The sequence below is a fragment of the Muriicola jejuensis genome, from assembly GCF_010671595.1.
Lineage (GTDB): Bacteria > Bacteroidota > Bacteroidia > Flavobacteriales > Flavobacteriaceae > Muriicola > Muriicola jejuensis.
In genome coordinates this window covers 131088-144051 of record NZ_JAABOP010000001.1, presented here as the reverse complement: position 1 = coordinate 144051, position 12964 = coordinate 131088, and the positions used below count along the sequence as shown (strand labels likewise).

The 12964-nt window shown below is 49.8% G+C and carries 11 protein-coding genes; 8 read left to right on the top strand and 3 right to left on the bottom strand.

Annotated features, from left to right (window positions below; all coding sequences use genetic code 11):
- The first annotated feature begins 43 nt into the window (after positions 1–43).
- Positions 44–1417: a pyridoxal phosphate-dependent decarboxylase family protein gene (locus GWK09_RS00625; RefSeq protein ID WP_163691095.1), complete on the top strand. Its 1374-nt coding sequence runs from the start codon at positions 44–46 to the stop codon at positions 1415–1417.
- Between the two features lie 5 nt (positions 1418–1422).
- Here GWK09_RS00625 and GWK09_RS00620 read toward each other — a convergent pair whose 3' ends face one another.
- Complete coding sequence (locus GWK09_RS00620) at positions 1423–1968, bottom strand: pyridoxamine 5'-phosphate oxidase family protein (protein ID WP_163691094.1); 546 nt, start codon at positions 1966–1968, stop codon at positions 1423–1425.
- Positions 1969–2160: 192 nt separating this feature from the next.
- A complete protein-coding gene (locus GWK09_RS00615) occupies positions 2161–2886 on the bottom strand; it encodes an SIMPL domain-containing protein (protein ID WP_163691093.1) in 726 nt (241 codons plus the stop codon).
- Positions 2887–2963: 77 nt separating this feature from the next.
- On the opposite strand from GWK09_RS00615, the gene guaA reads away from it, so the two are divergent.
- The 4 genes from guaA to GWK09_RS00595 are packed head-to-tail and all read left to right on the top strand — an operon-like array spanning position 2964 to position 7597.
- The gene (gene guaA / locus GWK09_RS00610; protein WP_163692456.1) at positions 2964–4496 is read left to right on the top strand and encodes a glutamine-hydrolyzing GMP synthase; all 1533 of its coding nucleotides are present in this window, start codon (positions 2964–2966) and stop codon (positions 4494–4496) included.
- A gap of 11 nt (positions 4497–4507) precedes the next feature.
- Positions 4508–6685, top strand: a complete 2178-nt coding sequence (locus tag GWK09_RS00605) for a LysM peptidoglycan-binding domain-containing protein (RefSeq protein WP_163691092.1) — start codon at positions 4508–4510, stop codon at positions 6683–6685.
- Positions 6675–7079 (top strand): OsmC family protein, encoded by a 405-nt coding sequence (locus GWK09_RS00600; RefSeq protein ID WP_163691091.1) that lies wholly within the window; start codon positions 6675–6677, stop codon positions 7077–7079. Before GWK09_RS00605 ends, GWK09_RS00600 begins: the two co-directional genes overlap by 11 nt.
- Entirely contained in the window at positions 7067–7597 is a 531-nt protein-coding gene (locus GWK09_RS00595; protein WP_163691090.1) for a DUF922 domain-containing protein, read from the top strand. The genes GWK09_RS00600 and GWK09_RS00595 overlap by 13 nt, the downstream gene beginning before the upstream one ends.
- Positions 7598–7604: 7 nt before the next feature.
- On the opposite strand, the gene GWK09_RS00590 is transcribed toward GWK09_RS00595, so the two are convergent.
- Entirely contained in the window at positions 7605–8474 is an 870-nt protein-coding gene (locus GWK09_RS00590; RefSeq protein ID WP_163691089.1) for a hydroxypyruvate isomerase family protein, read from the bottom strand.
- A gap of 178 nt (positions 8475–8652) precedes the next feature.
- On the opposite strand from GWK09_RS00590, the gene GWK09_RS00585 reads away from it, so the two are divergent.
- From GWK09_RS00585 to GWK09_RS00575, 3 genes are all read left to right on the top strand, one after another.
- A complete protein-coding gene (locus tag GWK09_RS00585; RefSeq protein WP_163691088.1) occupies positions 8653–10290 on the top strand; it encodes a CTP synthase in 1638 nt (545 codons plus the stop codon).
- 97 nt (positions 10291–10387) lie between these two features.
- Positions 10388–12238: a membrane protein insertase YidC gene (gene yidC / locus GWK09_RS00580; RefSeq protein ID WP_163691087.1), complete on the top strand. Its 1851-nt coding sequence runs from the start codon at positions 10388–10390 to the stop codon at positions 12236–12238.
- Between the two features lie 139 nt (positions 12239–12377).
- Positions 12378–12932 carry a DUF6515 family protein gene (locus GWK09_RS00575; RefSeq protein WP_163691086.1) on the top strand — a complete coding sequence of 185 codons (555 nt, stop codon included), beginning with the start codon at positions 12378–12380 and terminating at the stop codon, positions 12930–12932.
- Positions 12933–12964: the final 32 nt, after the last annotated feature.

Genomic DNA, 12964 nt, shown 5'->3' with positions numbered 1-12964 from the left:
GATGTCGATCAGAACCCGTATATTTTCGTTCTAAAATTACCCTATGCACAATATCGACATCGATCTGGTGGAAATGACCCTGGATGTCATGAAATACGCCATCAACCGGATCACCAATGTTTCCCCTTCTCTGGGGGAGATCAAAAAGGAGGAGGAATTATTTGAGATGGTGGGGGAAACCATCACTCCTGAGGGGATAGGAGGGGAAAAAGCCTTTCAGCTCTTCCGGGATGTTCTGGTCAAATCGACCGTTCCCATAGACCACCCAAGGCACCTGGCTTTTGTTCCGGCATCTCCGACCAGAGCCGCTGTGATGTTCGACCTGGTTACTTCTGCCTCCAGTATCCACGGCGCCTACTGGATGGAAGGGGCCGGTGGTATCTTTTGTGAGAACCAGGCCATGAAATGGCTCATTTCCCTCACGGGTATGCCTAAAGGAGCCTTTGGGGTATTTACCAGCGGGGGTACGGCAGCCAACCTTTCGGCCATGGTGACGGCCAGGGAGCACTGGAGGAAACAGCCTGCCAATACGGGCAGGAAAGGACTGATCATTACCTCTGTCGGGGCACATTCCTCTATCAAGGCCATGGCCAAGGTTATCGATGCCGATGTACACCTGGTAGAGACTGAGGACAGGCTTACCGGAGACCTTCTGCTGAACGAGATACGATCCCTTGAATTGGAAAAAAGACAACGTCTGTTTGCGGTAGTGGCTACGGGGGGGACTACGAATGCCGGGATCATAGATGACCTCTCCGGGATTGCAGATGTCTGCCGGGAAGAGGGGTTGTGGTATCACGTGGATGCGGCCTACGGTGGGGGCGCCTTAGTGGCGGATTCGGTCAGGCACCTGTTCAACGGGATCGAAAGAGCAGATAGCATCACCATAGACCCTCATAAATGGCTTTTCTCCCCCTATGACTGTGGGGCCGTACTTTATAAAGATCCATCCCTTGCCCTGGAAGCTCACAAACAGGAGGGTTCCTATCTGGATATATTCAAGGATGAAGGGGCCAGCGGTTTTAACCCGGCGGATTATCAGATCCAACTCACCCGCAGACTGAGGGGTATGCCCCTTTGGTTCTCCCTGGCAACACACGGGACAGACAAGTACAAATGGGCGGTGGAAAGGGGGATTTCCCTGGCGAATATCGCCGGAGAACTTATTGAGAGTCGGCCGGAAGTATCTTTGGTCAGGCCTCCTAGCCTTTCATGCGTCCTATTCAGGAGGGAAGGGTGGGAGCCTGCGAGATACAGGGAATGGACCTATAAAAACCACAAGGAAGGCATCGCCCTGGTGACCCCGACCCTTTGGAAATCAGAGAAGGGATATGAAACCGTCCTGCGGTTTTGTTTTATCAACCCGGATACTACCGAAGAGGATATCCGGCTGATTCTGGATACACTAAGGGACTGATTTTATCAGGGGACGATGAACTCCCCTTCCCATCGACCGTCTTCCCAGGAATAGCGTACTCGTATATGATTGGGTCGTTTGAGTTTGAGGTACTCTATCTTAAAAGGCACGATCTCCAGGATACAAAAATGATCCTCATCGTCCAGGTAGTCCAGTTTCTCGGGGCTGGTTAAGGTCGTGCCCGGGGCGGATGCCGTAGTGAAATCCTTGCGGGCACTTTTATCTATCCCGCTCCAGTATTTCTTTTTGGTCTCCTCGTCCTGCACGACGAGAGCCACTCCTTCTATTCGGATCTGGGTGAGCGTGTCGGGGTTGTAGAACAGGAGTCCGACTTTTTTGTTCTCCTTAAGGTGGATCATTTTCTTGGACCGGCTGTCCGTATAAAATGTCATCCTGAGGTCTTCCGAAAGTTTCCTTAACACAACGGTGCGCAACCGAGGCACCTGATCCAGGCCTACTGTCGCCAGTGTAAAATATCGAAAGGGGTGGTCTTTTTGGGTAGCTCCTTTAGTCAGTTGAGCCCTGACTTCCTCTAAGTATGTATGGGTCATTCCCTGGAAATTTATATTTAAAGATAAAAATTTTAATTGTGAGGTAGGGTATTTTACAAATGAGTTGTTCTATAATAAATTGCTTTGAAAAAGAGAATTAGCAGAGTGTCATAAAAATTCATGTGTTTAGGTTGGTTTTTGATTTGAAAAGCCTTGACCGTAGGGGTCAGGGCTTTTTGCTTTTCACTGTTTTCACTCGACCCCGTAATCCAGTCTCATGGTAATGGATGCCGTCTTTTTTTTGGAGGAGGTATTGTAGGCTCCGCTCCAACTGTATTCCTCGTCCGAATTCTGTCCCGTGATCTGAAAAACCCCCATTTGAGCAGAAAGCAGGTCGCCCAGTCTTCCCCCTGCTCCCTCTGCGATCTTTTCGGCTCTCAACCTGGCATCTTCGGTAGCCTGTGAGATCATCTTGATTTTCAGGTCTGCCAGTTGAGTGTAATAATACCGGGGAGGGGAGGAGTTAAATTGAACCCCCTTGTTGAGAAGTTCCGTTATTTCCCTGGCCACCTGCTCGATCAATGCCACCTCCTTGGATTCAATATTCACGGATTGAAGGAGAGAATACCCCCTGAAAACGCTGCCGATATAATTCCCCTGATCGTATTTATTATCGCGTTGTTCCGTGGTCTGGACCGAATTAAAGATAATGTTCTCTGCCGGTATTCCCTTGGATACCAGGTAGGTCCTTACCACCTCCTTGTCCCGGTTGAGTTGTTCGAAAGCGCTTTTCAGATCCGTATTGAAAGCGGTAAAATACCCTTCCCATACGATGAGATCTGAAGTGAAATTTTCATTGCCGAGCCCGGTCACGGAAATGATCTTCGGCGGACTGGCCCTTTGTCGATATGAGTTACCCAATAAATAAGCAGCCAGGATGATGGAAATGCCGAATATGATGGCCGTGGCGTTTTTCATGTGAGAGGCGTTGATAAACCGATGATAAATATACCGAAAGATACTTTATGAAAAATCTCAAATTGCTATTTTTGGCCATGCAAAACAACGTTCTCATCCTCGATTTCGGATCACAATACACCCAGCTCATCGCACGCAGGGTTAGGGAATTAAATATTTTCTGCGAAATTAAACCTTACAACCACCTTCCGGAAGATCTGTCGGAATACAAGGCGGTGATCCTCTCGGGTTCACCCTTTTCCGTTAGGTCGGAGGATGCGCCCCATCCCGACCTCCGGGGGATCAAGGGAAAGGTCCCTGTTCTGGGAGTTTGTTACGGGGCCCAGTACATCGCCCATTTTCACGGGGGCAATGTAGCTCCATCCAGGACCAGGGAATACGGGCGTGCCAGGCTGACCCATATTGAGGAAGGCGAACCTTTCTTCCGGAATATCTCCACAGGATCCCAGGTCTGGATGAGCCATTCTGATACGATCCAAAACCTCCCTGATGGAGCCGAACTGCTGGCCAGTACGGAGGATGTTAAAAACGCGGCCTACAAGATCTCGGGAGAAAAGATCTACGCCATACAATTTCACCCGGAGGTCTATCACACCACGGACGGAAAGCAGCTGCTGGAGAATTTTCTGGTGGGAATAGCAGGTCTGGAACAAACCTGGACCCCTTATGCCTTTGTGGAAACCACTGTGGCTGAACTCAAGGAACAGATAGGGAATGACAAGGTTATCCTGGGGCTGTCCGGGGGAGTCGACTCCACGGTGGCTGCGGTACTTCTGCACAAAGCCATCGGGAAACACCTGCACTGTATCTTTGTCAACAATGGCCTCCTGAGAAAAAATGAATTTGAGGATGTACTGGAGCAGTACAAGCATATGGGCCTCAATGTAAAAGGTGTGGATGCTTCGGCACGCTTTTTGGATGCTCTGGCAGGGGAGGAGGACCCCGAGAAGAAGCGCAAGATCATAGGCGGGGTTTTTATAGATGTCTTTGATGACGAGGCGCATAAGGTAGAGGATGCCAAATGGCTGGCGCAGGGAACCATTTATCCGGACCGGATCGAATCGGTTTCAGCTTCGGGTGGTCCTTCGGCCGTCATTAAAAGTCATCACAACGTGGGTGGCCTCCCGGATTATATGAAATTAAAAATAGTTGAACCCCTGAAGATGCTGTTCAAGGATGAGGTGAGAAGGGTGGGCGCTACCCTGGGTATAGCCGATGAGCGACTGGGCAGGCACCCCTTTCCCGGTCCGGGACTCGCGATCAGGATACTGGGGGATATCACCCGAGAAAAGGTCGCTATCCTGCAGGAGGTGGATGCGATCTTTATCAACGGATTGAGGGAATGGGGTCTTTATGACGATGTCTGGCAGGCGGGTGCCATGCTGCTCCCGGTCCACAGCGTGGGGGTGATGGGGGACGAGCGTACCTATGAAAAATGCGTGGCCCTCAGGGCGGTGGAGAGTACTGATGGAATGACGGCAGATTGGGTTAATTTACCCTATGAGTTCCTTCAGAAAATGTCGAATGATATTATCAACAAGGTTCCCGGGGTCAACCGGGTGGTTTATGACATAAGTTCCAAGCCACCGGCAACCATAGAGTGGGAATAAACGTATATAAGATGATGAAAGCATTGAATTGCCTTTTTTTATTCGTGTTGTTCGCCTTTCAGGTACAGGCGCAGCAATTCAAGACCCATGCCGTGAAAGAGGGAGAGACCCTGTACAGCATTTCCAAGCTGTATCGCGTAACCCCTTACAACATTCTCAAGTACAATAAGGAACTCAAGCAGGGAGATGTGCTGAAGCCCAACACCATTTTGGTGATCCCTGTGCAGGAGGCGGCATCTGTATCGGATCCTTTCGCAGATACGGTTAAGTCGAACCCGGTGATCCCTGAAAAGGAAGCTCAGGAGGTAGAACGAAAACCCATACGCTTCAGAACGCACCGTGTACGTAAAAAGGAAACCCTTTACGGGATCTCAAGAAGGTATGAGATCACAGAAGACGACCTCAAGAGGTACAACAAAGAACTCTACAGCACTCCCCTTCAAAAAGGGATGCGTTTGCAGATACCGGAATTCCCGGAGGAAGAGGAAGTTGAAGATCTTTTCAATTCCGATGATTTCGAGACCTACACGGTATCACCTAAGGAAACCAGGTGGAGTATCGCACATAAATACGGCATTACCATAGACAGCATGATAGCCCTCAACCCGAGCCTGGAAAAATCCACCAGTCACCTTGCCGTAGGTCAGCAGCTGCTGCTGCCCAGGCGTCCTGGCACCACGGTAGACGGGCAGGAAGTACAACTTTATGAATCCTATACTGTACCCGCTAAAAAGACCATGTATAGCCTGAGCGGGGAGTACGGGATCACTTCCGAGGAGATCATCCAGCTCAACCCTGCGATCCTCGAACAGGGCGGCCTTAAGGAAGGCATGGTTCTCCGCCTGCCCAAGAAAAAGGTGCTTACCGAGGAGATCAATGCTGAAAACTACATTTTTTACGAGGTCAAACCCAAACAAACCGAATTTTCTCTTACCCGTAAACTGGGTATTGGATTCAGCGAATTGCGGGCTTTGAACCCTGAGCTTTCCCGAGGCTTAAAGGCCGGAATGATCCTCAAACTTCCCAGGGAGAAGGCCGGTACTCTTGAAGTACGCAACTCGCTGGTCCTTGACAAGATCAGCCTCCTGGACAGCATCAGTCGCGTAAACAGGCCTTCGGTCATGGTATTGCTCCCTTTCCGGATCAACCGGCTCAACCTGGACAGTATTGCATCTACGGAGAGGGCCATAAGCCGGAGTAATGCCCTGAAATACAGCCTTGGGCTCTACAGTGGGGCCCTGGTGGCCGTGGATTCCCTTGCAGATCTGGGGATCTCTGTAAAAGTCAGGACCTACGATACCGAATTGAGTGCCCAGCATGTCAAGGCCATCCTGGCCAGGGAGAACCTCTCGGATTACCAGGCCATCCTCGGCCCACTGCAGGCAGATGTGCTCAAGGAAGTGGCCAGTCAGGCCAGGCCTTATAACCTCCCCATTGTAGCACCTCTCAGTTCTCAAAGCGATCTGGATCTGCCCAATGTCTTTTTCTCGGTCCCTTCAGACAGTATCCTCAGGAACAAAATGCTGGACTATATGGAGAGTATCAGGAAGGACGAGAATATTGTCGTGATCAGCGATTCGAAGAAAGATACCACCCGTGCCATCGTACAGAAACGGTTCCCTATGGCGAGGTCGCTCAAGGTCATCGAGAATGAAAAGAATATCTCTGTAGACATAGAGAAGTTGAAGATCATGCTTAGTACGCAACAGGATAACTGGGTCCTGGTGGAAACCGATAATTTCAAGCTGGTATCCAGTGTCACCTCTATTTTGAACTCCTCTGTCTCGGATACCACCCGCGTCAGGATGTTCACTACCAACAAGAACAAGGCCTTCGAGAATGAAGTGATCTCGGTATCCCATCTCTCTAACCTCAATTTCACCTATCCCTCCATAGACAAGGAATTGGGCGATGACGCCTTTGTGAGGAGGTACAGGAACCGCTTTGGTGGAGAACCGGACAAATACGCGGTCAGGGGATTCGATCTGACTTACGATTTATTGCTTAAACTCGCCTTTAAACCCAATCTGTTCAGTGCTTCGGACCTAATTGGACTAACGGAATACACCGGCAATAAATTCGATTACGCCAGAGGGATTTCTTCCGGATATTTCAACCTGGCAACCTACATCATGAAGTACGAGAACATGCGAGTGGTACAACTAAACCCGGTTTCCAATGACCTCTAAAGTGACCTATACAGGCGATCTCCGGACCACCTGCGTACACCTGAGATCCGGCAACGAGTTTATCACAGACGCCCCTGTAGACAACAACGGCCTTGGGCAGGCCTTTTCTCCTACGGATACCGTAGCGACTGCCCTTGCCAGTTGCATGCTAACCGTTATGGGAATTAAAGCACGGTCGTGGGAGTCTGACCTCGATGGCGCCTACGCGGAGGTGACCAAACATATGGCTGCTGACCCAAGGCGTATCGTGAAGATAGAGGTGGCAATACACATGCCGGGACATTTTTCTGACAAGAACAGGACCATCCTTGAAAATACCGCCAGGACCTGTCCCGTGCTCTATAGCATCCATCCGGATATCGAAAAGAAAATCGACTTTCATTGGGGCGACTGAAAATCACATTCTTACTCTTTTTCACACTTACCTTACTCTCTTTCGGACAGGAAGACCAGGGAATTCTCTGGGATCCTGACTACCGTCTTTCCTGGTCGGATTTCAAGGCGATACCGCCTGCGGATTCACAGGTAGCAGCTACGACGGCCAGTGGGATAGCGTATCGTTTTTCGGCTTTGGAAGAAAAAGGGAAAATGAAGGTGGATTGCTCCGTGGAGACGTTTTTTTACCCGGAATCTTCCTGGTACAGGCCGGAAAGGGCGAATGCCAATATCCTGAGTCATGAGCAATTGCATTTCGACATCTCAGAACTCTTTGCCCGCAGGATGAGGCAAAAGGTGGCGGGATTCCGATTTACTTCCGAGGTAAAGGCCGAAATGAGGGCGATCTATACAGAAACCATAGAGGAGATGCGCGAATTCCAGAAGCGATACGATCAGGAGACCAACTATTCAAGGGCTGAGGAAAAGCAAAGGGAATGGAACCGCATGATCGCCCAAGCCCTGGAAAGAAAATAATCAACCCCTAAACGTCACAGATCCTGACCCCCTGGTTGAGGGCCGCGATCTTGTCTTCCCAGCTGGGGATGAATTCCTGGGCCACATACCCTTTAAAGCCCGTTTTAACGATGGATTTCATGATGGCGGGATAGAACAGTTCCTGGGTTTCATCGATCTCATGTCTTCCCGGATTTCCCCCGGTGTGGTAATGCCCAATGTATTCGTGATGTGTTTCAAGGGTCCGGATCACATCTCCCTCCATGATCTGCATGTGGTAGATGTCGTACAGGAGTTTAAAATGATCGGAGCCAAGCGCATCGCAGAGGGCTACACCCCAGGAGGTGTGATCACACATATAATCCTTGTGATCTATTTTTGAATTGAGCAGTTCCATCTGCAGGATCACCCCGTGCCGTTCAGCCAGGGAAAGCACCTGTTTCAGCCCTGTGGCAGCATGTTGCAGCCCTTCCTCATCATCCATCCCGCGCCGGCTGCCGCTAAAACAGATAAGGTTTGTATACCCTGCTTGGGCGACCTTGGGGATCATGGCTGAATAATTTTCGATGAGTTGTGAGTGGAACTGGGGATCGCACCATCCGTCCGTAAGGTTGATCTCAGCTCCCCAGCACATGCTGGCGTGGATGCCGTATTTCTTCAGCAAGGGCCAGTCTTCTGGCCCCACCAAATCTATGGCTTTAACCCCAAGAGAATTCAGGTCGGCCAAAAAACGTTCGAGGGGAATGGAGCCGTAGCACCAGTAACAGGCACTGTGGTTGATATTTCCCTTGAGTTCCTGATAAGGGGCTGAGTTGTCGGTTCCTGACCAGAGGGGAGGGGTTGCCATTATACCGGCTGAAGCCGTGGCCGCGGAGGTGATAAAGGTTCTCCTTTTCATGATTACCTGTGTTTGAACATTCTCAAAAATACTGGAATTATTCATAAGTCGGGAATGGATAACAGAAGGAGGGTTGCCAATCGCCCTGTTGGTAAAATCTGGAAAGATTTCCAAAGGGATTCCCGGAAATTTGCTACAGCAATTCGTATCTTTGTGTCCCGTAACCAAGAATCGCGAGATGGCAGCTACAAAATACGTATTCGTTACGGGAGGCGTTACTTCTTCATTGGGAAAAGGCATTATTGCGGCCTCACTGGCTAAACTTCTCCAGGCTCGCGGATACAAGACCACCATTCAGAAACTAGACCCTTACATCAACGTAGATCCCGGTACGCTCAACCCTTATGAACACGGGGAGTGCTATGTGACCGACGACGGGGCCGAGACCGACCTCGACCTGGGGCATTACGAAAGGTTCCTCAACGTAAAGACCTCCCAGGCGAACAACGTGACCACGGGCAGGATCTATCAAAGTGTGATAGAAAAAGAGCGCAGGGGGGAGTTTCTCGGGAAGACCGTACAGGTCATCCCCCACATTACCAATGAGATCAAGGAACGCATTCAACTCCTGGGAAACACAGGGGAATACGATATCGTCATCACGGAGATCGGAGGGACGGTGGGAGACATAGAATCCCTCCCTTACATAGAATCTGTCCGTCAGCTCTTATGGGAACTGGGAGATAACAACGCCATTGTAGTGCACCTCACCCTGGTACCCTTCCTCTCTGCAGCCGGCGAATTAAAGACTAAACCCACTCAACACTCGGTGAAAACCCTGATGGAAAGCGGGATACAGGCCGATATCCTCGTCTGTCGTACGGAACACGAATTATCTGATGAGATCAAGGAGAAACTGGCCCTCTTCTGCAACGTCAAAAGAGAGGCGGTCATTCAGTCCATAGACGCCTCCACCATATACGACGTCCCCGTGATGATGCACGAGGAAGGGCTGGATACTGTGGCTCTCAGAAAATTGGCCCTGCCTGATGACACTCCTCCCGACCTTACCCAGTGGAACGAATTCCTGGATCGGCACAAACACCCTAAGAGCGAGGTTACCGTCGGGCTTATCGGAAAATATGTGGAACTCCAGGATTCCTATAAATCCATCCTGGAATCCTTTACACATGCCGGTGCCATCAACGAAGTGAAGGTCAATGTACGCTCCATTCATTCGGAGTACATCACCCATGCCAATTTTGAGCAAAAGATGAAAGGGCTCGACGGGATTCTCGTAGCGCCAGGATTCGGGGAAAGAGGTATTGAAGGCAAGATCAAAGCGGTGCGATATGCCAGGGAAAACGGCATCCCCTTCCTGGGGATCTGCCTTGGGATGCAGATGGCAGTGATCGAATTCGGGAGGAATGTACTCGGACTACAAGGCGCCAATTCCACGGAAATGGATGAAAATACACCCCATCCGGTGATCAGCCTGATGGAAGAACAAAAGAACATCAAGGACAAAGGGGGAACGATGCGACTCGGCGCCTGGGCCTGTGACCTGAAGAAAGGCAGCCTGGTGCAGAAGGTCTACCACGGGGCTACCCATATATCCGAGAGGCACCGGCATCGTTATGAATTCAATAACGCCTACAAGGAGCAATATGAAAAGGCTGGCCTGGTCGCTTCAGGGATCAATTCGGATACCCAACTGGTAGAGATCATCGAACTGCCGGACCATCCCTGGTTTATTGGAGTGCAGTATCATCCGGAATACAGAAGTACTGTGGCCAATCCACATCCTCTTTTCGTAGGTTTTGTCAAGGCCGTACAGCTGCATAAAAAACAACAAACCAATGCCAGTTTGGCGTAAACTCTACAATTGGACCTATATTTGCAATCGCGTAAATCGCAAACATATAAGGGTGACGTAGAGCACCGCGCACCCAGGTAGATACGACTCAAGTTTCATGGAAGAGAAAAAACTAGACCTGAATTCGATCATCGGCTTTGTCCTGATCTTCGGGATCCTTTTGTTCTGGTTCTACCAGAACCAGCCCACTCCCGAGGAGATCGAGGCACAGAAGGCCAAAATAGAACAACAAAAAGAAGCGGAACAAACCGCTAAGCAGGAGGCGGTGGCCCCTGTCCTGGAGACACCCCAACTGGATCTTCAGGATTCTACGGCCCTGGCAAATTTCAGGAATACCGTAGGTGGATTTGGGTACACCCCGGCGATAGACGGGACCACGATACTGGAGAATGAGGTCCTTTACCTGGAGGTCAGCAACAGGGGTGGGCAGATCACAGAGGCCAGGCTGAAGGAATTCGTCACCTATGATTCCGTAACGGTGTACCTGATAAAGGATGGCAATGCGGTTTTCGGCCTTAATTTTACCACCACAGACAACCGGGTTCTGAATACGAAGGATTTGTTTTTTGAACCCTCTTTGAGTGAGGATGGAGAAAACAAGGTGCTATCCATGAAAGCCAGGGTTTCTCCCCAGCAGTTCCTGGAATACAGGTATGAGATCAAACCCGGGGAATATCTTTTCGGTTTCACGATCAGATCCCAGGGTCTCAATGATGTGATAAACGGGAGTCAACCTGTTACCCTGAACTGGAGGCTTAAAGGGATCCGGCACAACAAGAGTATACAATACGGGAACCGATATACCCGGCTTACCTATAATCACGAAGGGGGAAAGATCAGTAAATTATCTGAGAGCGGTGACGACGAGGAAACGGAAGAAGACATCAAATGGCTTTCCTACAGGCAACATTTCTTCAGTTCCATCCTTACTACCAACACGCCCTTCAAGACCGCTGAATTGAGTTCCACGAACCTCGTTGAAGAGGAGAGTAAGGAGGCCAAGTTCACCAAGGAATACACTACCGTGGCTCCGTTGGAACTGGAAGGAGGGGAATTGTCCTACGCGATGAACTGGTACTTCGGGCCTACAGACATTGATGTACTTGAGAAGTACAAGGATCTGGGATTGGTGGAGTCTATCCCTTATGGATGGGGAATCTTCGGCTGGATAAACCGGCATGTATTTACTCCCTTCTATGGATTCCTGAGTTCCTTTCTGCCCTTCGGAATCGCCATCGTGGTGATGACCATTATCGTGAGGTTGCTGATGTCGCCGGTCACCTATAAGTCCTATCTCTCTCAGGCAAAGATGAAAGTGCTCAGACCGGAGATCACCGAGATCAACGAGAAGTTCAAGGACAATGCCATGAAGAAACAGCAGGAGACCATGAAGCTCTACAACAAAGCGGGGGTAAGTCCGATGAGTGGTTGCGTTCCGGCATTGCTGCAGTTGCCGATCTTCTATGCCCTCTTTATGTTCTTCCCGACCTCCTTTGCCCTGAGACAGAAGTCGTTCTTGTGGGCCGACGATCTGTCATCTTACGATACCATTGCACAACTGCCTTTCAGCATTCCTTTTTACGGGGATCATGTGAGTTTGTTTCCTATCCTGGCCTCCATTGCGATCTTTATTTACATGATGATGACCACCGGGCAGAATATGCAGACCCAGCCCGGAATGCCGAATATGAAATTCATCATGTACCTGTCTCCCCTGATGATGTTGTTCTTCTTTAACAACTATGCCAGCGGACTCAGTTTGTACTATTTCGTTTCCAACCTGATCACCATCTTTATCATGCTGGCGATCAAAAGATTCATCCTGGATGAGGAGAAGATCCATGCGCAGATCCAGCTTAACAAGGCCAAGCCTAAAAAGGAGAATCGCTTCCAGCGAAAGATGAGGGAAATGATGGAGCAGGCAGAGCAGCAGAAGAAAAACAAATAGTCTTTATTTTACTTTTCCACATTGTTGCAGGCCAGGCGGTTCATACTAAACGGTTGTGCCTTTCGTTTTGGGTTATACGATTAAACCTTTTTCCGGACATGAAGTCTTATGGAAATAAGGAATAACTAAAATCAAACCCATGAAAAACTGGAAACTTATCGCAACAGGTTGTTTACTGTTATTTTTCTTCCACAGCCCTGAGGCAGAGGCACAGGTGGTCACCCGCCGAAATACTACAGTCGTAAAGGTCGACCGACCCGTAAAAAGAAAAATCAGAAGAAAGAAAAGGAGGGTCAGGAGAAGGACCCTCAGGAGGCTGCCGGCCAACACCAGGGCTCTGGTATGGCGCAATGTCTCGTACTATCCCGTAGGAGGGATGTATTACATCGCTAATAGAGGAGCCTATGTCCGGGCCTTTCCTCCCAGGGGATTCCGGATCAGGACAGTTCCGGCACTCACAAGACTTATGGTTAGAGGTGCGGCCTACTATTACGCTGCCGGAGTGTTCTACAAGAACATCAACGATGAATACGAGGTGGTAGCTGCCCCTGTTGGCGCCGTGGTCCCTGAACTCCCGGAAGATGCCGAGGAAATGGATTTTGACGGGATCACTACTTATGAACTCAATCAGACCCTTTACAAGGCCATTGATGATGGATATGAGGTGATCGAACTCCTGGAGGACGAAGATTAACTAATTAACAACCCTTGAAAATCAAAAAGCTC

What these genes read in the sequence shown, in the direction of transcription:
- GWK09_RS00625 (WP_163691095.1), top strand. Translation starts at nt 44, where the DNA reads ATGCACAATATCGACATCGATCTGGTGGAAATGACCCTGGATGTCATG.
- GWK09_RS00620 (WP_163691094.1), bottom strand. Translation starts at nt 1,968, where the DNA reads ATGACCCATACATACTTAGAGGAAGTCAGGGCTCAACTGACTAAAGGA.
- GWK09_RS00615 (WP_163691093.1), bottom strand. Translation starts at nt 2,886, where the DNA reads ATGAAAAACGCCACGGCCATCATATTCGGCATTTCCATCATCCTGGCT.
- guaA (WP_163692456.1), top strand. Translation starts at nt 2,964, where the DNA reads ATGCAAAACAACGTTCTCATCCTCGATTTCGGATCACAATACACCCAG.
- GWK09_RS00605 (WP_163691092.1), top strand. Translation starts at nt 4,508, where the DNA reads ATGATGAAAGCATTGAATTGCCTTTTTTTATTCGTGTTGTTCGCCTTT.
- GWK09_RS00600 (WP_163691091.1), top strand. Translation starts at nt 6,675, where the DNA reads ATGACCTCTAAAGTGACCTATACAGGCGATCTCCGGACCACCTGCGTA.
- GWK09_RS00590 (WP_163691089.1), bottom strand. Translation starts at nt 8,474, where the DNA reads ATGAAAAGGAGAACCTTTATCACCTCCGCGGCCACGGCTTCAGCCGGT.
- GWK09_RS00585 (WP_163691088.1), top strand. Translation starts at nt 8,653, where the DNA reads ATGGCAGCTACAAAATACGTATTCGTTACGGGAGGCGTTACTTCTTCA.
- yidC (WP_163691087.1), top strand. Translation starts at nt 10,388, where the DNA reads ATGGAAGAGAAAAAACTAGACCTGAATTCGATCATCGGCTTTGTCCTG.
- GWK09_RS00575 (WP_163691086.1), top strand. Translation starts at nt 12,378, where the DNA reads ATGAAAAACTGGAAACTTATCGCAACAGGTTGTTTACTGTTATTTTTC.